A 21,789-nucleotide genomic window follows, 5' to 3' on the forward strand; every position below is an offset into this window, starting at 1 on the left:
TGAATAGTCAAGAAGATATTAGTTTACATAATAATTTTATCGAAAACTTATATTTAATATTGAATTATTCAGAATATTATTTATAATGGAGTACAGAAAAGTCAGTCATATTTTTTGACTGATTGATTGGATGTAAAAGGAGCTGTGTTTATGGAATGGCTGAAAAAAATAAGCGGGTTTGCGGGCCAAACCTTTGGCTTGTGGGTTATCGTCTTTGCCGGTTTGGGATTCGCCTGCCCTGATTTGTTTTCTTGGATCAGTTCTTATATGACGATTTTCCTTGGTATTATTATGTTTGGGATGGGGCTTACTCTTCAAGCAGACGATTTTAAAGAATTAATCAGAAAGCCTTGGCATGTCGTGATCGGAGTCGCTGCCCAGTTTACGATTATGCCGCTTGCGGCTTTCTGTTTATCAGTCGGGCTCCGCCTCCCCGCAGAAATCGCCGCGGGCGTCATTCTGGTCGGATGCTGTCCGGGCGGTACGGCATCAAATGTCATGACGTTTTTGGCGAAAGGCAATACGGCGCTTTCTGTTGCGGTCACCACGATCTCAACATTGCTTGCTCCTATTGTAACGCCGGCACTTATTATGCTGTTTGCGAAAGAGTGGCTTCCCGTTTCTTTCGGTTCACTGTTTGTTTCCATTATGCAAGCCGTGCTTTTGCCGATCGTCCTCGGGGTGATTGTGAAGCTGTTATTCAAAAAACAGGTCGGACAAGCCGTGCACGCGCTTCCTCTCGTATCGGTAATCGGCATCGTAGCGATTGTATCCTCTGTCGTCAGCGTAAATCGTGAGCATCTGCTTCAATCCGGACTGCTGATTGTGTCTGTCGTCATCTTACATAACGGAATCGGATATTTGTTAGGATTCCTGACTGCAAAGCTGTTCAGAATGGATTATGCTTCACAAAAAGCGATTGCGATAGAAGTCGGAATGCAAAACTCCGGACTGGGCGCAGCGCTTGCGACAGCGCATTTCTCCCCTTTGTCAGCCGTGCCGAGCGCAATTTTCAGCATATGGCACAATCTGTCGGGGTCTGTTCTTGCCACCTACTGGTCTAAGAAAAAAGAGAAAAACAGCGCCGAAGAAGAAACGGCAAAGATTCCGTTTTCATAACTGAACAAGGATAGGCTGCCGCCGCTCCTATCCTTGTTTATTCTGCAGATCACGAAACAGGCGCAAAAGCGCTTTTTTTACATCCCCCTGAAATAAACCTCCATGATAACAAATCAATTGGCGGATATCGTAATCGAGCAGCCGCTGCACAGATCGGACCGCATCATCCATATGTAACGTATAGTCAGGATTAGCAAGGTTCAGCTTTCCGTCTTCAATGACGACCGCATCACCTGCGATCATTGTTTTTTCGGCAGGCAGATAAAGACTGATATGGCCGGGTGTATGACCCGGCGTGGCTACAACGCGAATGCCTCCGCACCAAGGCAGCAGCTCACCGTCAGTAACTGTCCGGTGAACTGGAGCCGATTCGACTGATTGAAGCGAGCAAATGAACTGTTTTGCATAAGGCTTTGCATCCTCTGGCAATGAACTAAACGTTGATTCAGCCTGCTCAAGCCGTAAAGATTTTTTAGAGCCGTCAATATACGGCGCTTCACGCTCATGTACTGTCACGCTGATATCCGGGTGCAAACGATGTAATGCAGCGAGTGAGCCGATATGGTCTATGTCGTGATGCGTTACAATGATTTTTGTCAATGAATGAAGCGACATTCCATGCCGGGCAGCAGCATGTTGAAGATGGTTTGTAAAACCGGGATATCCGCAGTCTATTAATATCGTGTCATGTTCGTCTTGCAGAAGAACCGGAGTGATAGAATGCAATTCTTCATTATATTCAAATTCGATCTCAAGCGGATAACAGCTTTTCATATAAATTCTCCCCTTCGCTCAATAAAAAAGTACACTGCTTGTAAGGGCAGTGTACTTTTTGTCTGTCTCAAATTATCCTTCCAGCAGCAGCTGTTCCGGATCTTCAAGCAGGTTTTTAATGGTGACAAGGAACCCGACCGCTTCTTTACCATCTACAATTCTGTGATCATATGATAAAGCGATGTACATCATCGGACGGTTTTCAGAGCGCTCCGCATCAATTGCTACTGGGCGCAGCTGAATTTTGTGCATACCTAAGATCCCGACCTGAGGGCTGTTTAGGATCGGTGTTGACATAAGCGATCCGAATGTACCTCCGTTTGTGATCGTGAAGGAGCCTCCTTGCAGCTCACCTAATGTTAATTTATTGTTTCGCGCTTTCTTCGCAAGTTCGCCGATCTCTCTTTCAATGCCGGCAAACGTCAGGCGGTCAGCGTCACGTACGACTGGGACGACAAGCCCTTCTTCAGCCGCGACAGCGATACCGATGTCATAGAATTTTTTCACGATCAGCTCATCGCCTTGAATTTCAGCGTTAAGGAGCGGGAATTTTTTCAATGCAGCCACGACGGCTTTTGTAAAGAACGACATGAAACCGAGTTTTACATCGTTTTGCTCAAGGAATTGGTCTTTACGGCGTTTTCTTAGATTCATAACGGCCGTCATGTCAACTTCGTTAAATGTAGTCAGCATCGCAGAAGTCTGCTGCACTTCAACCAATCGTTTCGCGATCGTCTGTCTGCGGCGGGACATTTTTTGCACTTCGACAGGTTTGTCAAAGCTTTGCTGTGTTTTTTGAGCCTGCTGTTTCGGCTGTGCCGCAGGTTTTGAAGCCGGTTTTTCATAAGCTTCCACATCTTGTTTGCGCACGCGGCCAAGCGGGTCCCCCGTCGGAATTTGTGATAGATCAATCCCTTTTTCCCTTGCCAGCTTGCGTGCAGCCGGAGACGCTACCGTTCTGGATTTCGCTTCTGATTGTGCTTCCTGGCTGACTTCTTGTGCAGCAGGTTCAGCTTTTGCTTCCTCTTTCGTTTGTTCATTGGCTGGAGCACTTTCTGAAGGGGCGGGTGCAGAACTTTCGCCAGCGCCTTCTGTAATGGTACCGATAATTTCTCCTACTTGGACGGTATCACCCGAATCTTTCAATACCTCTTTTAGAACACCCGATTCTTCTGCTGTCAATTCAACATTTACTTTGTCCGTCTCCAGTTCAAGCAAGTACTCACCCTGTTCTACATAATCACCGGGCTGCTTTAACCATTGGGCTATCGTTCCTTCTGAGATTGATTCTGCTAATTCAGGTACCTTAATTTCCGCCATTTTTACATTTCCCCCTTAGTTTTTGCGAGTCAAGCTATCAGATACAATGCGTTCCTGTTCTTTTTTGTGGACTGTCGGATCTCCTTCTGCGGGACTGGATCGTCTTCTTCGGCCGATGTATTGGACATTTACTCCTTTTGGCGCAATTTCCGTCAGATACGGGCTGATATAACTCCATGCCCCCATGTTCTGCGGCTCTTCCTGAACCCAAACGATCTCTTGCAGGTTCGGCAGTTTGGCGAAAAGCTCCTTCGTATCTTTTGCCGGGAACGGATACAGCTGTTCGATTCTGGCAATATGAAGCCAATCCTTATCGCCTTCCATTTTGTTGAAGTGATCGCTGATATCAATTGACACTTTTCCGCTTGATAATACGACGCGAGTCACTTTTTCGTAAGCATGGGAAAGACCGGACTGCTCATAGACAGGCTTGAATCGGCTTTCGCTCAGTTCCTGCACTTCAGATACCGTATTCGGGTTGCGCAGCAGGCTCTTCGGCGTCATGATCACAAGCGGGCGGATTTCCTCACGAAGCAGCATTTTCGCTTGTCTTCTTAAAATGTGGAAATACTGAGCCGCACTTGTCAGGTTGGCCACTGTCCAGTTGTTTTCCGCCGCCAGCTGCAGGAACCGCTCGACGCGGCCGCTGGAGTGTTCAGGGCCCTGTCCTTCGTAACCGTGAGGCAGCAGCATGACCAGCCCTGATTTTTGTCCCCATTTTGCCCGTCCTGCAGATATGAATTGATCAAAATAGACTTGAGCCGCATTGGCAAAGTCCCCGTACTGCGCCTCCCACAACACAAGCGTTTCAGGCGAATACACGTTGTATCCATATTCAAAGCCGAGAACCGATCCTTCAGAGAGCGGGCTGTTATGCACCGTAAATGAAGAAGCGCAGTCGTCTAAGTGATGGAGAGCAACAAATTCTTCTCCTGTTTCGCTGTCATGCAGCACAAGGTTTCTTTGAGCGAACGTTCCGCGCTCTGAATCCTGCCCGGTCAGCCGGATCGGCGTGCCGTCTTTCAAAATGGAAGCAAACGCAAGCGATTCAGCCAATGACCATTCAACTTTACGGTCATCATCAAACGCTTTTGCACGTCTTTCCAGGATTCTTTTCAGTTTGCCGAACACGTTAAAGGATTCCGGCCAGTTGATAAGTTCGCCGTTCAGCTTGCGGAGAACATCAAAATCAATGGCTGTATCAACGTCTGGAAAACCGTTGGACACCGGCTCCGGCAATTCAATTTCCCGTACGGCGTCTTCTTTTTTGGCGGGCACCTTTTTATAGGCGTCTTCAATTCGTTTTGTCACTGCCATTTCGATGTTTTGCGCTTTTTCCTCGCTGATCAGTCCTTCACTTACGAGTTTTTCCGCAAAGATCCGCTTGACAGTCGGGTGTTTTCTGACGGCATCATACAGCATCGGCTGTGTCGTTGACGGCTCATCCATTTCATTGTGGCCGTATCGTCTGTACCCGATTAAATCGATTAAGAAATCTTTATTGAACCGCTTCCGGTATTCAACCGCAAATTTAACGGCTGACAGGCATGCTTCCGGATCATCCGCGTTGACGTGAACGATCGGAATTTCATAACCCTTCGCCAAATCACTGGCATATTTTGTGGATCGTGATTCATCGCTTTCAGTTGTAAAGCCGATCATATTATTGGCGATGATATGAATGGCCCCGCCCACCTGATAGCCTTTCAGTGAGCTTAAGTTCAGCGTCTCGGCGACAATGCCTTCTCCCGGGAACGCTGCGTCACCGTGAATTAAAATGGCGAGCGATTTTGTTTCGTCTTGAACCGGGTACCCCTTTTGCGTTCTTGTTTCCTGTGCCGCCCGCGTGCTTCCTTCCACAATCGGATTGATGAATTCCAAGTGGCTCGGGTTATTTGCAAGCGTAATCCGCGCGCTTTTGGTTTCAGCATCCTGAAGCTGTCTGTCTGCACCGAGGTGGTATTTAACATCGCCCGTCCAGCCGTAGCTGATGCCGGTCGATCCTTCAGACGGCACAAGGTCTTTATTCGGCGCGTGCTGGAATTCTGAGAAAATAATCTCATACGGTTTGCCGAGCACATGCGCAAGCACATTTAAACGGCCTCTGTGCGCCATCCCGATATTGACATTGGTTGTGCCCGCTTTCACAGACTGGGCGATAATGTCGTCAAGAACCGGCACAAGCGCGTCTAATCCCTCAATTGAGAAACGCTTCTGACCGACGAATGTCCGGTGTAAAAATTGTTCAAACCCTTCTACTTCCGTCAGTCTTTCTAAAACGGCTGACAGTTTTTCCGGTGAATTTTTCCGGAACAGTTCGCCGGATTCGACCATTTTTGTAATCCACGCGCGCTCTTCGAAATCATGCACATGGTCAAACTCGAAAGAGATGGTTCTTTTATAGGTATTGCGTAAATGCTGGATGGCTTCTAAGCCGTTTGTTATATTGGCAGGTGCGTCTTTACAGATGACAGACGCGGGTATTGCTTTCATTTCTTCTTCTGTAAGCCCGTACTCGGATAACGGAAAGAGCTCGCTCTTTTTCGGATCCTTTCTGAGCGGATTGACGGAAGCGTTCAGATGGCCATAGGTTCGAATATCTTCTGCAAGTTTAACTGCTGCTGCGATCTTTTGAATCAGATCTGCGGTGACGCGTCCCTGTTCCTTTGTTTCCGATGCCTCTTTTATTTGGCTTGGCGGAGCGCCTAGTTCGTCAAACATGTCTTTCAGATCCGGATCAATGCTGTCTGGATCTTCAGCATATTGGTCGTACAGCTCCAGTGCGTAGCCGAGGTTCGGTCCGTAAAAATCTTCCCAATTCATTCTTTGTTTCATATTATTTTGAAACATTTGAATATTACCCCCAACCTAGATAATCAAGTGATCAATTCACTATCTTGAAATAACTTTTGAACGCTGTGCCCAAAATTATGTAATAAAAACGCTTCCAAGGATATTTTACCACTGATTGCGTTTGGATTCTACCTTGATTGTTCACAAAATAGTAAAAAAAACAGATCAATACCGAAAAAATTAAATCATTTTAAAATAAAAAGCGAAAAAGCATAGGAAATGCCTATCCTATGCTTTTATGAAGCAGTTTTTTCAAAAGCGGATACAGCACATCGGGCAGCTGATCGACATCCGGAACAAAAATACTGTACTTTCCGTACATATCCTGAATGGTTTTCATCTGGGATTCTTCTATCGCAGTATTGGACAGAAAAACATTTATGACTTCTATCCCTTTTTTTCTCGCTTCGATGACAGCCTCGCTCGTATCGACGATGCCGTTTTGTTCGTATCCGAATGCTGCCGGCTCTCCGTCTGAAAACACGATTAAAAATTTTTGCGCCTCACTCCGCCGCATCAGCTGTTTCGTCATTTGTCTGATGGCGTATCCGTCTCTGTTATCTTCTTCGGGCGCAAGCTGCATGATCAGCGGACCCGCAGCCTGCAGCAGCGACTCTTCGAACGGAATGACGGTATTGAAGAAATTCGGCTGGCTCGTTTCGGTCGCTTCGTTTGTATCCTCCCAAAATCCGACGATTTGGTGAGGGACGGACACTGATTTCAAGGCTTCATGAAAAAGAACGATCCCTCTTTTTGTTTCATCCATTTTGTCAAACATGCTGGCCGAACAATCGACAAGCAATGTAAAAACGGCGTCAATGTCTGAAGACGGGTCCTGCTTTTTATAGAAAAGGCGCGGGTTCCGTTCCGTAAAATAGCGGATCAGTTTGCGATTCAGCCGGCCTGCGTGAAGGTCGGTCCGCGGGAGCGTTTTTTTGTGCTCAAGTGTTTTTTGTATCATCTGCTTCAGGCGTTTTTGATATGATTCTATCGTTTTTGCCTGTTCTTTATAAGACTGCTCCTCTTCAGGAGACGCTTTATGAGGCGTTTGATAAACCGGGAAGGCAAATTTGTTTTCTTTTCCGTCAGCCAGCCCGGCGCCCTCATGTTCATCCTGAATGGATTCAAGCGCTTCCAGTTTGGAGTAATCCTCTCTTTTCGTCTGACGTGCGGAACCTTGAACGGAGCCGAGCGCCTGGTCACCGTCATCGCCTTCTCTGGCTGCGTCTTTCCCAAGATCTGATTTCGCGCCGTGCTCAATATCAAATTGAAGGAAGCTTTTTGACGGCGCTTCGGTTTCCCGGTGCCACGTATTCATTTTCTCTTCAAGGATTTCTTCATCTCCGTCGGAAGACTCAGGGAGCGTGAGATCGTCACTTAACGAAGGCGCTTTTTTTACGCTTTCGAATAAAGGCTTTTCAGCCGCTTTTTCGTAATCAAGTTCCGGCAGAAAAAAGTAAGTGTTCAGCATATCTTTCTCAAGCACTTCATCAAGGCCTTCCATGAGGTCTTCCGTTATTGTTGCGATTTGTTCCGTAGAATCCGCCTCATACACCCGGATGAGCTGACGTTCAATATACGGTATCATCATATCAATATTTTCATGCATGGAAGGAATGCCTTCAAGCGGAGACTCAGCCGTCAGCTTGACAAACATCGCGCAATACAAAGCGTCGGTGAAAATGCTCCGTTCTAAATTCAATGTCAGCTGCGTCGTGAAATATTTCCTGTACATCTCCCTCCGCTTCTGAAAAACACGTTTCGTTCCCGGCCGTTCTTTTTTGATCTGCTCTTCAATTCTGATATCCTCGAGCAGCATAAACAGCTGCTTGGCAAAGCTTTGGCGGGTGAAGTGCCGGTGAACGTCATTTAAAAACCCCGCAAATACCCGAAATGAGCTGCTGCGTGTTCCGACAGCGCGCAAATAGACATCGCTTTTCAGGCCGGCTTCCATATCCCCGGCTGATCGGTCTTTCCAAAAGTGGCTCATGTAAATTTTCTTTTCAAAGGGATTGTAGTAAGACTGCACGCCGTATTCCACTTCAACTTCACTGCTTCTGGTCAGTGTTTTGGCCAGATCAGTCAGCATCATGAACAAAAACGAATCAATCGTGCTGTCGTTAAATTTGATAAACTTCATTGTATATCCCTCATTCGAACAGCGTTTCTGCAATATTTCTGACAGCGGCTTTTTCCCTGTCGTCATCAAGTTTTTCCACGATGCCTCTTTCAATCGCCCGTTTCGGCGGGATGTACGCAGCCAAGTCGCACGTATCTATGAGAGCCCTGATGGACGCCGCTTCTTCTGATACTTGTCCGTTATGCGCTTGTGCGATTAAATCAGAAGACAGCGTCATAAAGCGCTCAATTAATTTCTCATCTTTTAAGACAGACTGAGAGGTCAGCACCTGTTTCAGGAGGCTTCCTTTAATATACGGAACATCAATGATGACAAAACGGTTTTTAAGGGCTTCGTTCAGCGGAACGGTGCCGACGTAGCCTTCATTAATCGCGGCGATAACACCGAATCCTTCGCTTGCCTTAATCACTTCTCCTGTAAAGGGATTTGTCATCATTTTTCTGTAATCAAGCACGCCGTTTAGAATCGGAAGGGTTTCAGGCTTTGCCATATTGATTTCATCAATGTATAAAAAATGTCCCTCGTTCATTGCGGTTGTTACAGGTCCGGGAACGAATTCAATTGTCGCCTGCCCCTGTTCATTTTCAATCGTTTTATAGCCGACAAGCGCTTCTGCATCGAGGTCTACGGAGCAGTTGACGCTGTGCATCGGTTTATGAAAATAGTTCGAAAGCGTTTCCGCCAATTTTGTTTTTCCCGAACCCGTCGGTCCTTTTAATAAGATATTTTTTCCCATTGTCAAAGCGATGACGGCATCGAATACAATTGCTTTATCTTCGGCCTCATAGCCTGATGATCCGATTAAATCCCGGAATTCTTGGGAAACGGGATGATTTTGATAAGCCTGCAGTTTGTTTTGTATATCTTCCGGAAGTGATAGGTGCTGTAATTCTGAAGTCATAGGTGATGTTTCCTTTCCATTTGTATTCCATAACCGAGTATACTAAAAAAGCCCTTGTATACTCAATACAAAAGGGCTCATTCCCTGCGGGCGCTTTTTGTCAGGGGAGCGCAGGCGATTCTGGCTCCGGAATTTCCGCTCGGGTTTGTTAAATAATCGTCCGTATGTTCATGAATGACGAACGCGCTTCCGTCCCGGTCGAGCAGGCTGAGTCTGCTCCCTTCTTTTAATGAAGTTTGCGGCGCGTTCATAATGACATCCACTTTACCGTCAGCCCCCACTTCAAGATTGGGGAGATCTCCGGCGTGATGACCCATCGGATTGTTGAAGCCGTGTTCTTTGTTCAAAGGGTTGAACGGACCGCCGGCTGATTCGAAATCAGGTGCCTGACATGTCCCTTTTTCATAAATATGAAATCCGAGAGAAGCGCCGGGCGGCAGATGTCCCGCTGATATATGAATGTCTGATCCTTCATCATCAGATTCCCTCACTTCGATATATCCGATCGTTTTTCCGTTTTGATTGATGAGTCCGGCATGCTCACGATATGCAGATGCTTCCAATGCGCGGCTTTCCCCATGTTTTTTGGGCGGAACAGGAGCGGATCTCGCCCCGCAGCCGCAAAGCGTAATTGATGCGAGCATGAGAAAAAGCAAGAGACGATTCATGCTTCCTCCCCCTTATTTTTTTACCCATCAGTCTTGTCAAAACGTGAAAATGGTAAACAAAAAAAGCCCCGAAAGGCTTTTTTTTAAAAATAACTGCGCGCTCCTAAATAAGCTTTTTTCCAATATGGATTGCTTAAGTTTGAAATTTCAACCCCGGAGGAGCTTGCGTGAATAAAATCTCCTCCGCCTAAATACATTCCCATATGAGAAGGGCCCGCTTTATATGTCGTAAAGAAGACAAAGTCGCCTGCTGACGGCTGGCTGATATGTTTCATCGTATTCCAATATCCGGCCGTGCTCAGACGGGAAACAGAGCTTACCTTATTTAAAAGGTAATAGATGTAACCGCTGCAATCGAAGCCCGCAGGCGTATTGCCTCCCCAGCGGTAAGGCACGCCGACATGTTTTTTCGCCTCGCCTATCATTCTGTCAATCTTTGACCCTGTCACCGGAGGTTCGGGAGTATTTGGCTTGTTTGGCTTTGCCGGTTTGTTACCCGGCTGCCGCGCAGGCTCTTCTGTTTTTCCCGTTCCGTTAATCAACAGAACCTGTCCGATTTGAAGCACATCAGTTGTCAGTTTATTTTTTTCTCTGATGAGCTGAGCGGTGATGCCGAACCGATTAGCAATTTTCCAGAGGGAATCGCCTGCTTTTACTTTGTAAGTGGATGGCTTCTCAGAAGGGTTTGAATGAGATGGCGGTGTTGTGCCGCTGTTTCCGTTATGTGAAGAACCTTTGATCTTTAATACTTGATTCGGATACAGCATGTCTGATGTTAATTGATTCAGCTTTTTCAGTTCGGCGATGGTGATGCCGGTTTGATTGGCGATTTTCCACAGCGAGTCACCCGGCTTCACAGTGTAAGTCCCTGATGCGCCTTTATCAGGCTTTGTCTGTCTGCCGCCTCCGTCCGTGCCGCCGGCAGACCCTTTAATTTTCAGTTTTTGGCCCGGATAGATGACATCTGAACTCAAACGGTTCAGGCTTCTCAGTTCAGAAACGCTCATTCGGTATTTTTTAGCGATCACCCATAATGAGTCTCCGTATGTAACTGTGTAGGCACCAGTGTTTCGTTTTCCTTTTTGCCCTGTTTTATGTGTGCCGCTGCCGTCGGGAATGTGCAGCCGCTGTCCTGGGTGGAGTATCGTTGATTTCAGTTTATTTTCCGCCTGCAGGGCTGAAATACTTGTATGATATTGCCGGGAAAGCTTCCAAAGAGAGTCGCCGCTTTTTACTTGAATGGTTTTTGCTTCAGCGGGATGCACGGCGAAGGTTGAAGTCATTACTGCAGATACAGCCAGTCCGGCTGCGATTTTTTTCTTCATATAACGAAAAACCTCCTATTTATCATTGCTGAAAGGGACGTTCCTTTTCTTTGGACGCCGCCTGTTATGCAGGATTCATTCAGAAGTCGACATTAATTCCGATTCATTTGTCTTAGATCATCACCAATGCCACACATTTTACATAAATTGAGAACATTTCACAAAAGACTTTGGAATCATTTTCATAACATGGCTTTTTTCCGCGACATTCCACCTTTCTTGTCTGTTTTTCATACAATTCTCTTCACGGCGTGAAAATCCTCCCGAAAAACAAACAAAAAAAGCCCGCTTCCTTTAAAGGAAGCGGGTGACGGCTGATTACAGAACCCGGGTCTCGGCAGTTTTCACGTCTTCTGCTATCAATTCCGCTGCACGCTGTGCTCCGCCGGCCGCTTTCAGGGATTCTCCGATTTCAGAAGCTTTTGTCTGATATTCAGGATTTTCGCTCAATTCTTTTATTGCTTCAGTGAGCAGTTCCGCTGTTACATCTTCTTTTTTAAACATCTTGCCCGCGCCCGTGTTTTCCACTTGGCTTCCGACGGCGAACTGATCTGCTCCCATCGGAATGACGATCATCGGGGTTTTGTAGTAAAGCCCTTCGCTCGTACTGTTCATTCCGCCGTGAGTGATAAATAAGTCCGCTCTCTTCAGGATCTCAAGCTGCGGAACATAAGGCTTTACAATAACATTCTCAGGAATTTCATCAAGCTCCGCCGGATCAAGATGTTTGCCGATTGACATGACGGCTTTTCCGTTAAAGTTCCTGACCGCTTTTAAGCATTTATTAAACAATTCCTTCTGATTGTTAAAAATCGTGCCCATTGAAATAAACAGGACTTTTTCTCCTTCAAGCTGGTCAAACGGGAAATCCTGAGCCGCCGGCCTTTCAGTTATGGACGGACCGACAAAGAGATAAGAATCGCCAAACTCTTCTTCTTTCGGCTGAAACGCTCTTGAAGTAAATACGATGGTTTTTCTGCCGTCATTTGAGAAAATATCATACGGCGTTTTAATGTCTGCGCTGAATTCTTCATTAAGCCGGCTGACCGCTTCGGTATAAGCCGGATAATGAGATGATTCCTCTGATATAAGGTTTGTATTTGAAAACACTTCTTTAATAAATGCTTCATTCATTGCAAATGTTGTGCAAAGTGAATATGCCGGCAGTTTCAGCTTATTTCTCACAAGCCTTCCTGCCAGAAAATGATGATCATAAAGGATGTAGTCGTATGATTCATCTTTTACTTCCTCAAGAATACGGAGTGCGGCTTTTTCGGAAGTCTCAATCATTAACAGTAAAAACTCGGTAGCATCCCGCTGTTCATCACCCGTTGCGTTTTTTCCGAATTCATCTTTTCGGAAATCTTCACATTCACGGAATTCCGCTCCGCTTGACGCGATTTTGTGCTCATATTCCTTCACGCCGTAATATACGACATGTTCCCCTTTTGCCTTCAGTTCTTTTACGACGCCTAAAGACGGATTGATATGGCCTTCTCCCGGAAAGCCGATCATCAATACATTTGCCATCTTTCCACTCCCTATTCTTTTAAATTTTATGTATATTTAAACGATAACACCAATACAGAAAAAGGTAAAGATGTTCACCTTATTAATATTAAATGGGTACAATATTCCCATTTTCTTATTATTTCGTATGAAGCGCCCGCGGCGAAACAAGCGGATACAGTCCGCCGTCTTTAGCAAAAGACATTTTTCCCGTTTCTTCTGAAACAACGAGCACGAGTGCATCAGTCACGGCCGAAAGTCCCATCGCGGCCCTGTGGCGCGTCCCGTATTTGAGATCGACATGTTTTGTTGTGAGCGGAAGCACATTGGCTGCTGATACAACCCGGTTTTCTCTGACCAATACGGCTCCGTCATGAAGCGGATTGCCGGGATAAAAAATACTCTCAATTAAAGCTGAACTGATCTCGGCATGCAGGCTGGTCCCTTTTTGTATCATTCCGTCCAGCGGATCTGCACGTTCAATCACAATCAGCGCTCCGTGCTTTTCTTCCGCCAGATGCTGCACGGCCCTCGCCAGCTCTGTATAGGAAGGCGTAAAATGTTCGATATATGACTGCAGGTAAAACGACGAAGCGACAGCCTGCATTTCCTGAAACGTATGTCCCAGTTCATCTAATTCGCAAAGAAGGCATTGGTCTTTTTCATCCAATGTCCGCAGTATCATTCCGGCATCCTCGGTAATTTGTTTCAAGTACGTTTGAACGGCAGCCGTAAACGCGCTTTCCGTCATTTGAGTGTGGCGCATGTCACATCATCTCCTTTCCCTTATTTTCTGCATCGCGCGCATGGATATGCGCCGCTGTGTACACCATAATCATGAAAGGAGGAGACATCATATGGAATTCGCACGGCTGATGCAATATATCTGCACCTTTTTAGGGGTCATTTCACTTTCATTCATTTATGCCAAGATGTTTAAAAAGCCGAAACCGGACAAAAAAGAGTAGGCCGGCTTTCATTGCTTTTTATACATAAAATGTTATAATTTCTCTCGTTAAAATAAAGAAACGGGGAACCTAAATTGAGAGAAACGAACACGATCGGCCAAAAGGTCAGACAGCTGTTACATATCTTCATTCCGATTTTAATCACACAGGCGGGCCTTGCCCTGATCACCTTTTTGGACACGGTGATGTCAGGGAAAGTGAGCGCCGCCGATTTAGCCGGTGTTGCAATCGGTTCAAGCCTGTGGACGCCGGTGTATACGGGCCTTGCAGGAATATTAATGGCCGTTACGCCCGTTGTTTCGCAGCTGTTTGGAGCCGGCAGACAAAAGGAAGTGCCGTTTTCCGTCATCCAGGCCGTTTATGTAGCGGCCATTCTCAGTGCGGCGGTTATCCTGGTCGGCTTTTTCACCGTTGATATGATCTTGGGACATTTGGGCCTGGAACCTCGTGTCCGGACGATCGCCAAACACTTTTTAGGCTTTTTATCCCTCGGTATTTTTCCTTTGTTTGTGTACGCCGTTTTGCGCTCGTTCATTGACGCACTCGGCAAAACGCGAGTCACGATGCTTATTACGCTTTGCTCATTGCCTATTAATTTTGTTTTAAATTATGTATTTATTTTCGGGAAATTCAACATGCCGGCATTGGGCGGAGTCGGTGCGGGGCTCGCTTCCGCCCTGACTTACTGGTGTATTTGCGCCGTCAGCTTTTTTATCGTCTTCAGATTTGAGCCGTTTGCCGGGTACTCTGTATTTCAGAAACTGTACCGTTTTTCTCCGTCTGAATGCAGAAAACTTTTGAAAATCGGTTTGCCTATCGGTTTTGCGGTATTTTTTGAAACGAGCATTTTTGCGGCTGTCACACTTCTAATGAGCCATTTCCGGACGGTGACGATTGCATCCCACCAGGCGGCAATGAATTTTGCTTCTCTCTTGTATATGCTGCCGCTCAGCGTATCCATGGCCATGACGATTTTAGTCGGCTTTGAAGCAGGCGCAAAGCGTTACAGGGATGCCCGGTCATACAGCTATATCGGCATTGTGATGGCCCTTTGTTTTTCTTTATGCACGGCGGCTTTCATTTTACTGTTCAGGCCGCAAATCGCCGGAATGTATACATCAGATCCGGAGGTGCTCATGTTGACGCAGCACTTTTTAATCTATGCGCTGTTTTTCCAGCTTTCTGATGCCGTAGCAGCTCCGATACAAGGCGCCCTGAGAGGATATAAGGATGTCAACTATACACTCGGTGCGGCTTTTGTTTCGTATTGGATTATCGGGCTTCCGCTCGGTTACGCAGTCGGCACTTACACGAGCCTCGGGGCATACGGCTACTGGATCGGGTTAATTGCAGGACTTGCCGCAGGAGCTGTCGGTTTATTCTTCAGACTGATGAAGCTGCAAAAGCGTTATGTGAAAAAAATGATAATTTTATAAAGGAGGAGCAGCAATGCCAAAACATAAACTGCTGTACGATTATTTAACCGAACGGGCGGAGGACATCAGTCAGACATGGTTTGATACCCTTCATGATACGGATCCTGATTCTGTTTATGCTTCTACTGACCCGGCTGTTCTCACAAATCTGAAAAAACAAAATCTGGCGTTTAATTATCAACTCAATCGGATTTTTTCTGAAGAGAAGGAAGTATATACAGCGGCATTGGAAAAGTGGGCGTTTGAAGCCGCACGGGATAAAGAACATTTAAAAACTCCCATCCATTACATCATTCGCGAGTTTATCAGAGTTCGTGATTTGTATGTCGGCCATGTAAAGCAGTTTACCAGACTTCATTCAGACACCGTGACAGAAGAAGATGCCGAAGATATATTCCATACGCTGATTAAATCGTTTGATGTGGTCATTCATATTTTCATAGAGGAAATGTATAAAAACACAAACATTCAGCTTGAAGCGCAAAAAGAATTGATTACAGAGCTGAGCTCGCCGGTAATTGTGCTTTTTGACAATGTCGGACTGCTGCCGCTGATCGGGGATATTGACACGGCAAGAGCCAAAATGATTTTGGAGAATACGCTGCACCAGTGTTCAGAGAAGCGCATCACGCAGCTGTACATTGATTTATCAGGCGTAGCCATGATTGATACGATGGTTGCTCAACAGCTTTTCACCTTAATTGAATCACTCGGAATGCTCGGCGTGAAAGCGACGTTATCCGGAATCCGTCCTGAAATCGCCCAAACCGCGGTGCAGCTCGGACTGAGTTTTTCAAATTTATCAATACGGTCTTCGCTTGCGGAAGCGATCGCTTCCGACCTGACACAAAAAAAGGGATAAGGCATTTCAGCCTTATCCCTTTTTTTATCAGTCTTTCCACGGATATGTCCAATACACTTCTTCTTCAAACCATGTCTGAAGAACCGGCTCGTTATTTTTTAATTTTTCTTCCAGCTCTCTCAGCATGCCTTCCGTTTGGGTGCGGTGCGCTTTTAAGGCATTCATTTTAATATCGGCAACCTCTTTAATATCAAGAATGACATCAGGCTTGCCGACGGCTTCCTCCCTGTTGCGGGTGATTGCCATGCAAAGCGTGCGCGGGCGGTCCTCTTTTTTCTTTCTGTAAAGCGCTCTGATGACCGCTTCGCCGCATGCATCATGATCCGGATGGACGCCGTGCTCCGGATAGAATGTGACAATCAGACTCGGTTTTACATCGTCGATAATCTCTTCCATCATATCCGCGAGCCACTCGTCATCTTCAAATTCAAGTGTTTTATCACGAAGCCCGAGCATTCTCAGGTCAGTAATGTCCATTGCTTTGCATGCGTCAATCAGCTCTTGCTTTCTTAACAGCGGCAGTGTTTCACGGTTCGCGAAAAAGGGATCTCCCATGTTCCGGCCCATTTCGCCAAGCGTTGCGCATGCATACGTAACGGGAATATCTTTTTGTCTGTGTAAAGCAATCAGTCCTGCCACTCCGTATGATTCATCATCAGGGTGAGGCAGGATGACGAGTACATGTTCTTTCATGATTTTCACCCTTTTCTTTAAACTGTAAACGGCTTTTCGCTGATTTGAAGCGAAATCGCCAATTTTCCGCCCGGCAGATGCCCCGCCATTAACAAACGGTCTTCTTCATCTACTGTATACTCAGTCAAACCTTCTGCGTAAATCCAGCCCTCTTCTGTTTTCAAACCGACGCGGTACGGGCCGTTTCCTTTGATTTTCGCCTGATGGTACGTCACTTTTGCATTGCGTATATAGGCTACAACCGTCATATTTTTCTCATTCAGATGCGCTGAATAAGAACCGGTCGTTGTTTCCAAATGGATATATACAGGACGATCGGCATATCGCTCTAAAGAAGTTTGCACATCTTCTTTTATGATCGCTTTCATAGCTACTCCCCTCTTTCTTCTTTTAAAAATTGCAAACGCTTCGTATGTAGTTCAACCAATTCATATTTCTCAATCGGCCGCAGCCGGGAATCTACAATTCGCTGCACCGCCAGAGCAAACTTTTCCTCGGGTGACTTCCGGAGCCTCGGATGTGTTCTTTGATCAAGCAGTTCAAGATCAATCGCCTTTTCCGCTTCTTCAAGGGTTGAAGCCGGGAGAGTGCGGTTATTCCACAGTGCCTGATAGGCTTTTGCTATGTCTTTATCAGTGCCCATTGTACAGCTCCTTTACATACTCGTAATGATTATACATAATTTAAGCTATCGCTGGAAAGCGAAAGGCTTAGCGGCTTTTTATCGGCCGCTTCCATTTTATCTGTGAAAAGGTAAACAAAAGCAATGCTGCCCATATACAAATGAAGGTAAACGCTTTTTGCCCGGAAAACGGTTCATGATACACAAATACGCCAAGCATAAGGGTGATGGTCGGCGCTATATATTGCAAAATGCCGACTTGATACAGCGGCAGACGCTTTGCCCCCTCTGCAAACAATAACAGCGGCAGGGCCGTAAATACGCCTGCGAAAAATAGGAGCGCCCATGTTCCTGCCCCCAAGGACCCAAAAGTGCTCCCGTCAGCTGTATATCCTAAATAAATAAGTGCAGCCGGGGTAATCAAAAGCGTCTCCAGCGTCAGTCCGATCGTGCTGGACATGCGGGTTCTTTTTTTACATAAGCCGTACAGACCGAAGCTGAATGCAAGCAGCAATGCGATATAAGGAACCGCGCCATATTGAAACGCAGATATGAGCACGGCCGCCCCGGCAATAGAAACGGCTGCTGTTTGCATCTTGTTAAGCTTTTCTTTTAAGAATAGGATGCCCAAAAGAACGGAAACGAGCGGATTAATGTAGTACCCGAGACTTGCTTCAAGCAAAAAGCCGTGATTGACGGCCCATATGTACACAAACCAATTAACGGAAATTAAAACGGAAGCGAAAAAAAGCGCCAGCAGGCCCCCTTCCGATTTCAAAAGACGCAGTTCACGCCATCCGGTTTTCCACTTCTTAAGCACAGTTAAAAGCACACACATGAAAACAAATGACCATAAAATCCGGTGAGCTAAAATGTCCAATGCGGGTATTTGTTCAAGAAGTTTCCAATAGACCGGAAACAGCCCCCACATGACGAAAGAACAAGCGGTATAAATGATTCCTTTTCTTACGTTATTCCCTTGCACGGCCTTCCCCTTCCTTTCTGTAAACAGATTATATTATATCACGGGAAGCTTCCGGCGGGCATATACTATGTTGTCCGTTAAGAAAGGGTGAGATGCCGTGTTTGATTGGAACAGATATTTTCCCTTCCAAAATCAGTTCTCTAAAGAAACGTTTAAAAATGCTGATCCGAAAGATGTCGAGACATATGTCAACCGAGTGATGGAAAGCGTATTCGGCGCCGGTTATGCCGGACAGTTCCCTTTTCGCGACCCGATGTCCAAAAAGACCGATCCGGTCGAAGCGGAACCGCCCAAGCCGGAAATTGACCTGTTTGAAACATCCGATCATGTTTTTGCGAAAATTCCCGCCGAACAAGAGGAACTCGACCGTATCAGGATTAAGCATACGTCACACAGCCTCGTTGTAGAGAACAGCAGCCTGGGAGAAGGAAAAAAAGAAATCGTACTTCCGAGTCTCGTCAAACGGAAAGGAACAAAAGCAGTCTATAAAGACGGGATGATTGAAGTTATGTTTTCAAAACAGGAAGACTACAATCTATCGGAAGTGGAGATTTTAAGATAAAAAACGGCCCGCGCGATGCAGGCCGTTTTTTCTTTAATAAAATGGCGGATAACCGCCGGCTCCCGGCCCGAAACCGCCGTATGGGACGCCTCCGTATCCGTAACCGGCAAACCCGTACGGATAGCGGGGTCTTGTAAAACCTGTGGCAATCACGCCTCCGAGAAGACCGCCTAAAAATCCGCCGAATAAAGGAGCGCCGAACAAAAAAGGACTTCTCGCCGGAAATCCGGCAGGACCGAAATTCCCGCGATACAATGCATGACGAGGGTACATGTTTTTCCTCCTTTATGTCTGCCTATTCTTAAGCGTATTCATAAAATGAGGAAATTGATTGGGCGATTGTAACAACATGTGCCTCTCTTTAATATTGCATTAATATGTAAACATTTTGGTTATAATTTGATTATATTTTGATTAACTGTTATACTTTTTTTACAAGTTACGATATTATAAAACCATCAGGGGGAATAAAATATGCCATTACTTCGTTTTGACGTTATTGAAGGCCGGGATGACGCAGCATTAAAAAAGTTACTGGATACCGCCCATTACGCCATGGTTAAAGCTTTTGACGTCCCAGTAACGGACCGTTATCAGATCGTTCACCAGCATCGGCCTCATGAGCTTATCATTGAAGATACCGGGCTCGGTTTCAAAAGAAGCAAAGATCTTGTCATCATCAGCATTGTCAGCAAAGCGCGCACCGAACATCAGAAAGAAACGTTATATCAACTGATGGCTGAGCAGCTTAAAACAGAATGCGGCATATCACCCGAGGACGTCATGATTTCCATTACAGAAAACGGGAACGCCGATTGGAGCTTCGGGCTCGGTGAGGCTCAGTTTTTAACCGGGAAACTGTAAAAGGCCTCCCTGCTTGTTTTTTGGATGATTTCAAACTGAATAAAAGAGGGATGTACGTTGGTTAGTGAGTTGTATCCTTGTTTGATATGCGGATTTAAAGGATTAGAGACAAGTCCCGTTTATAACGGCGAATATCAAAAAACATTTGATATCTGCCCTTGCTGCGGGTTTGAATTCGGCTACAGTGAGGACCATGACGTAAGCTTAGGGTTTATTGTAACGCCTGATCATTTAATTGAAGCGGCATTTCAGTTATACCGGAAACAGTGGATTGAGGGAGGAATGGAACTATTTTCTCCAGATGATGTTCCGGCGGAATGTAAAAATGATCATTTCCTTACATTCGATGCTTTATTAAAGCAATTAAAAGGCTTGAACCTCAATCTGAACAATTTTGATATTAATGGTTTTTATGACGATTAAACATTATCATTAAGAAAAGGCTGCCTTGGGCAGCCTTTATTATTCATCACATGTGTCGTTGGCAGATCCCCCGGGCTCGCAAAAACTGTCTGCCCATTTTTGCATTTCCTGAAAAACGGCTTGCAGTGCCATGCCTTTATCAGTCAGTTTATAAATGACTTTGACAGGTGTTTCTGGCAGCACCTGACGCTCGACGATTTCATTTTGTTCCAGCTCTTTGAGCCGCTCCGCGAGCATTTTTTGACTGATTGTCGGTATCGTTTCGGTCATATCTTTAAATCGTTTCGGCCCGTCCATCAGTACATGGATAATGAGGCCGTTCCAGCGTTTTCCCAAAAGAGAAAAAGCGGATTCCATTTTAGGACACATTGTATATCCCACGTGAATTCATCCCTTCATCTATGAATTGACAAGTTTTTTGTGATCCATTAAAATTAGTTTTCAAGTTACATTTAGTAAGCTTCTAACTTTTCTATTATGATAACACGTTTATCCGAAGGAGGAAACATGATGACATCCGTATTAGGCGTTTTAAAGGAACGCGCATCTGTTAAAGAATACGATAAAGACGCGGTCATTACAAAAGAGGAATTGACAGAACTCCTTGAAATCACAACGCAAGCGCCTTCCGCCTGGAACCTTCAGCATTGGCATTTTCAAGTTTTTCACAGTGATGAAGCAAAAGCTGCCCTGCTTCCGGTTGCTTTTAATCAAAAACAGATTATTGATTCATCAGCAGTTATTGCCGTATTAGGCGACTTAAAAGCAAATGAAAATGGTGAAGACGTTTATGCTGAACTGGCTGAGCAAGGCAATATCACAGAAGAGATTAAACAAACGCTTTTAGGCCAGATTAACGGTGCATACCAAAATGATCAGTTTGCCCGCGATTCAGCATTTTTAAACGCTTCTTTAGCAGCGATGCAGCTGATGCTTGCCGCTAAAGCAAAAGGCTACGACACTTGCGCGATCGGCGGATTCAATAAAGAGCAATTCGTTAAAGAATTCGACGTGAGCGAGCGTTTCGTGCCCGTCATGCTGATTTCAATCGGTAAAGCCGTTAAGCCGGCGCATAAAAGCAACCGGCTGCCTGTATCTAAAGTGTCAACTTGGCTGTAAGATGAAAGAAACCCTTAGTCCGCTTAAGCAGACTAAGGGTTTTTTATAGGAATCGCTCACTGTACCAGGCTCGTGCCTGCTCGGCTTCCTGCTGTGTGAGCTGATGACCGCCCTCCTGCCATTCAAGAGCAACGGATGCATGAGCATCTGTCAGATACTGATTAAGCTCCTCCGATTCTTCTTTTGTACATAGGGGATCGCGTTTTCCCGCACCGATAAACACAGGCAGCCCTTCCATATCAGGCAGCTTCACTCCGCGTATCGGCACCATCGGATGATGCAGAACCGCTCCTTTCAGTACATCTTTATAATGAAACAAAAGACTTGCTGCAATATTGGCGCCGTTTGAATAGCCGGCAGCAATCACGTTTTCTCTGCTGAACCCGTACATTTGCGCCGCTTCATCAATAAAATTCTTTAATTCTTCCGTCCGTTCAATTAAATCTTTCTCGTCAAATACCCCTTCTTTCAGCCGCTTAAAAAAACGGGGCATGCCGTTTTCCGACACTGATCCTCTGACCCCCAGCAGACTTGCGTTCGGATCGATAAAACGTCCGAGCGACAGAAGATCATGTTCATTTCCTCCCGTTCCGTGCAAAAGCAGCAGAACATTTTCTGACGTTCCCTGTTCAAACACATGTTTCAT

General features: G+C 45.8%; 23 protein-coding genes. 7 read left to right on the forward strand and 16 right to left on the reverse strand.

Annotated features, from left to right (window positions below):
• Positions 1-150: 150 nt before the first annotated feature.
• Positions 151-1,119, forward strand: coding sequence for a bile acid:sodium symporter family transporter (locus HAP68_RS09600; protein ID WP_015388118.1), 969 nt, complete (start codon positions 151-153; stop codon positions 1,117-1,119).
• Between the two features lie 27 nt (positions 1,120-1,146).
• Here the strand turns inward: HAP68_RS09600 and HAP68_RS09605 are convergent, their stop codons facing one another.
• The 9 genes from HAP68_RS09605 to cdaS all read right to left on the reverse strand — a co-directional run bounded on the left by HAP68_RS09605 (position 1,147) and on the right by cdaS (position 13,375).
• Positions 1,147-1,893, reverse strand: a complete 747-nt coding sequence (locus HAP68_RS09605; protein ID WP_024085475.1) for an MBL fold metallo-hydrolase — start codon at positions 1,891-1,893, stop codon at positions 1,147-1,149.
• Between the two features lie 72 nt (positions 1,894-1,965).
• Positions 1,966-3,213, reverse strand: coding sequence for a 2-oxoglutarate dehydrogenase complex dihydrolipoyllysine-residue succinyltransferase (gene odhB, locus HAP68_RS09610; RefSeq protein ID WP_003153764.1), 1,248 nt, complete (start codon positions 3,211-3,213; stop codon positions 1,966-1,968).
• Positions 3,214-3,228: 15 nt separating this feature from the next.
• Positions 3,229-6,063 carry a 2-oxoglutarate dehydrogenase E1 component gene (gene sucA, locus HAP68_RS09615; protein WP_015388115.1) on the reverse strand — a complete coding sequence of 945 codons (2,835 nt, stop codon included), beginning with the start codon at positions 6,061-6,063 and terminating at the stop codon, positions 3,229-3,231.
• A 226-nt stretch (positions 6,064-6,289) separates the two neighbouring features.
• Positions 6,290-8,206 carry a vWA domain-containing protein gene (locus HAP68_RS09620; RefSeq protein WP_024085476.1) on the reverse strand — a complete coding sequence of 639 codons (1,917 nt, stop codon included), beginning with the start codon at positions 8,204-8,206 and terminating at the stop codon, positions 6,290-6,292.
• A gap of 10 nt (positions 8,207-8,216) precedes the next feature.
• Positions 8,217-9,107 (reverse strand): AAA family ATPase, encoded by an 891-nt coding sequence (locus tag HAP68_RS09625; protein ID WP_003153758.1) that lies wholly within the window; start codon positions 9,105-9,107, stop codon positions 8,217-8,219.
• 77 nt (positions 9,108-9,184) lie between these two features.
• Positions 9,185-9,775, reverse strand: coding sequence for a superoxide dismutase family protein (locus tag HAP68_RS09630; protein WP_003153756.1), 591 nt, complete (start codon positions 9,773-9,775; stop codon positions 9,185-9,187).
• Between the two features lie 83 nt (positions 9,776-9,858).
• Positions 9,859-11,100, reverse strand: coding sequence for a C40 family peptidase (locus tag HAP68_RS09635; protein WP_024085477.1), 1,242 nt, complete (start codon positions 11,098-11,100; stop codon positions 9,859-9,861).
• A 318-nt stretch (positions 11,101-11,418) separates the two neighbouring features.
• Complete coding sequence (locus HAP68_RS09640; RefSeq protein WP_024085478.1) at positions 11,419-12,630, reverse strand: macrolide family glycosyltransferase; 1,212 nt, start codon at positions 12,628-12,630, stop codon at positions 11,419-11,421.
• Positions 12,631-12,748: 118 nt separating this feature from the next.
• Positions 12,749-13,375 (reverse strand): sporulation-specific diadenylate cyclase CdaS, encoded by a 627-nt coding sequence (gene cdaS, locus HAP68_RS09645; RefSeq protein ID WP_014305204.1) that lies wholly within the window; start codon positions 13,373-13,375, stop codon positions 12,749-12,751.
• Positions 13,376-13,651: 276 nt separating this feature from the next.
• On the opposite strand from cdaS, the gene HAP68_RS09650 reads away from it, so the two are divergent.
• A complete protein-coding gene (locus HAP68_RS09650) occupies positions 13,652-15,013 on the forward strand; it encodes an MATE family efflux transporter (protein WP_024085479.1) in 1,362 nt (453 codons plus the stop codon).
• Positions 15,014-15,026: 13 nt separating this feature from the next.
• Entirely contained in the window at positions 15,027-15,875 is an 849-nt protein-coding gene (locus tag HAP68_RS09655) for an STAS domain-containing protein (protein WP_003153745.1), read from the forward strand.
• A 27-nt stretch (positions 15,876-15,902) separates the two neighbouring features.
• Here HAP68_RS09655 and bshB2 read toward each other — a convergent pair whose 3' ends face one another.
• The 4 genes from bshB2 to rarD form a co-directional block, all read right to left on the reverse strand.
• Positions 15,903-16,568 carry a bacillithiol biosynthesis deacetylase BshB2 gene (bshB2, locus tag HAP68_RS09660; protein WP_003153744.1) on the reverse strand — a complete coding sequence of 222 codons (666 nt, stop codon included), beginning with the start codon at positions 16,566-16,568 and terminating at the stop codon, positions 15,903-15,905.
• A gap of 17 nt (positions 16,569-16,585) precedes the next feature.
• A complete protein-coding gene (locus HAP68_RS09665; RefSeq protein WP_003153743.1) occupies positions 16,586-16,936 on the reverse strand; it encodes a YojF family protein in 351 nt (116 codons plus the stop codon).
• 2 nt (positions 16,937-16,938) lie between these two features.
• The gene (locus HAP68_RS09670; protein WP_041482370.1) at positions 16,939-17,211 is read right to left on the reverse strand and encodes a hypothetical protein; all 273 of its coding nucleotides are present in this window, start codon (positions 17,209-17,211) and stop codon (positions 16,939-16,941) included.
• 67 nt (positions 17,212-17,278) lie between these two features.
• On the reverse strand, positions 17,279-18,175 hold the full coding sequence (gene rarD, locus HAP68_RS09675; RefSeq protein ID WP_003153740.1) for an EamA family transporter RarD: 897 nt from the start codon (positions 18,173-18,175) through the stop codon (positions 17,279-17,281).
• A 97-nt stretch (positions 18,176-18,272) separates the two neighbouring features.
• Between rarD and HAP68_RS09680 the strand changes: the two genes are divergently transcribed.
• The gene (locus HAP68_RS09680) at positions 18,273-18,737 is read left to right on the forward strand and encodes a hypothetical protein (protein WP_014305207.1); all 465 of its coding nucleotides are present in this window, start codon (positions 18,273-18,275) and stop codon (positions 18,735-18,737) included.
• Positions 18,738-18,770: 33 nt separating this feature from the next.
• On the opposite strand, the gene HAP68_RS09685 is transcribed toward HAP68_RS09680, so the two are convergent.
• A complete protein-coding gene (locus HAP68_RS09685) occupies positions 18,771-19,010 on the reverse strand; it encodes a hypothetical protein (protein ID WP_003153736.1) in 240 nt (79 codons plus the stop codon).
• 201 nt (positions 19,011-19,211) lie between these two features.
• Between HAP68_RS09685 and HAP68_RS09690 the strand changes: the two genes are divergently transcribed.
• Positions 19,212-19,601 carry a tautomerase family protein gene (locus HAP68_RS09690; protein ID WP_015388106.1) on the forward strand — a complete coding sequence of 130 codons (390 nt, stop codon included), beginning with the start codon at positions 19,212-19,214 and terminating at the stop codon, positions 19,599-19,601.
• A 57-nt stretch (positions 19,602-19,658) separates the two neighbouring features.
• On the forward strand, positions 19,659-20,024 hold the full coding sequence (locus HAP68_RS09695; protein WP_024085480.1) for a hypothetical protein: 366 nt from the start codon (positions 19,659-19,661) through the stop codon (positions 20,022-20,024).
• A 39-nt stretch (positions 20,025-20,063) separates the two neighbouring features.
• On the opposite strand, the gene yodB is transcribed toward HAP68_RS09695, so the two are convergent.
• Complete coding sequence (yodB, locus tag HAP68_RS09700; protein ID WP_003153729.1) at positions 20,064-20,405, reverse strand: transcriptional regulator YodB; 342 nt, start codon at positions 20,403-20,405, stop codon at positions 20,064-20,066.
• Between the two features lie 129 nt (positions 20,406-20,534).
• Between yodB and HAP68_RS09705 the strand changes: the two genes are divergently transcribed.
• The gene (locus HAP68_RS09705; protein WP_024085481.1) at positions 20,535-21,143 is read left to right on the forward strand and encodes a nitroreductase family protein; all 609 of its coding nucleotides are present in this window, start codon (positions 20,535-20,537) and stop codon (positions 21,141-21,143) included.
• 43 nt (positions 21,144-21,186) lie between these two features.
• On the opposite strand, the gene HAP68_RS09710 is transcribed toward HAP68_RS09705, so the two are convergent.
• Positions 21,187-21,789: an alpha/beta hydrolase gene (locus HAP68_RS09710; protein ID WP_024085482.1), complete on the reverse strand. Its 603-nt coding sequence runs from the start codon at positions 21,787-21,789 to the stop codon at positions 21,187-21,189.

Source organism: Bacillus sp. Bvel1, assembly GCF_014872755.1.
Lineage (GTDB): Bacteria > Bacillota > Bacilli > Bacillales > Bacillaceae > Bacillus > Bacillus velezensis.

Bases quoted from the DNA above. Each gene is read 5' to 3' on its own strand.
- HAP68_RS09600 (WP_015388118.1), top strand. From the start codon at position 151: ATGGAATGGCTGAAAAAAATAAGCGGGTTTGCGGGCCAAACCTTTGGC.
- HAP68_RS09605 (WP_024085475.1), bottom strand. From the start codon at position 1,893: ATGAAAAGCTGTTATCCGCTTGAGATCGAATTTGAATATAATGAAGAA.
- odhB (WP_003153764.1), bottom strand. From the start codon at position 3,213: ATGGCGGAAATTAAGGTACCTGAATTAGCAGAATCAATCTCAGAAGGA.
- sucA (WP_015388115.1), bottom strand. From the start codon at position 6,063: ATGTTTCAAAATAATATGAAACAAAGAATGAATTGGGAAGATTTTTAC.
- HAP68_RS09620 (WP_024085476.1), bottom strand. From the start codon at position 8,206: ATGAAGTTTATCAAATTTAACGACAGCACGATTGATTCGTTTTTGTTC.
- HAP68_RS09625 (WP_003153758.1), bottom strand. From the start codon at position 9,107: ATGACTTCAGAATTACAGCACCTATCACTTCCGGAAGATATACAAAAC.
- HAP68_RS09630 (WP_003153756.1), bottom strand. From the start codon at position 9,775: ATGAATCGTCTCTTGCTTTTTCTCATGCTCGCATCAATTACGCTTTGC.
- HAP68_RS09635 (WP_024085477.1), bottom strand. From the start codon at position 11,100: ATGAAGAAAAAAATCGCAGCCGGACTGGCTGTATCTGCAGTAATGACT.
- HAP68_RS09640 (WP_024085478.1), bottom strand. From the start codon at position 12,630: ATGGCAAATGTATTGATGATCGGCTTTCCGGGAGAAGGCCATATCAAT.
- cdaS (WP_014305204.1), bottom strand. From the start codon at position 13,375: ATGCGCCACACTCAAATGACGGAAAGCGCGTTTACGGCTGCCGTTCAA.
- HAP68_RS09655 (WP_003153745.1), top strand. From the start codon at position 15,027: ATGCCAAAACATAAACTGCTGTACGATTATTTAACCGAACGGGCGGAG.
- bshB2 (WP_003153744.1), bottom strand. From the start codon at position 16,568: ATGAAAGAACATGTACTCGTCATCCTGCCTCACCCTGATGATGAATCA.
- HAP68_RS09665 (WP_003153743.1), bottom strand. From the start codon at position 16,936: ATGAAAGCGATCATAAAAGAAGATGTGCAAACTTCTTTAGAGCGATAT.
- HAP68_RS09670 (WP_041482370.1), bottom strand. From the start codon at position 17,211: ATGGGCACTGATAAAGACATAGCAAAAGCCTATCAGGCACTGTGGAAT.
- HAP68_RS09685 (WP_003153736.1), bottom strand. From the start codon at position 19,010: ATGTACCCTCGTCATGCATTGTATCGCGGGAATTTCGGTCCTGCCGGA.
- HAP68_RS09690 (WP_015388106.1), top strand. From the start codon at position 19,212: ATGCCATTACTTCGTTTTGACGTTATTGAAGGCCGGGATGACGCAGCA.
- HAP68_RS09705 (WP_024085481.1), top strand. From the start codon at position 20,535: ATGACATCCGTATTAGGCGTTTTAAAGGAACGCGCATCTGTTAAAGAA.
- HAP68_RS09710 (WP_024085482.1), bottom strand. From the start codon at position 21,789: ATGAAACATGTGTTTGAACAGGGAACGTCAGAAAATGTTCTGCTGCTT.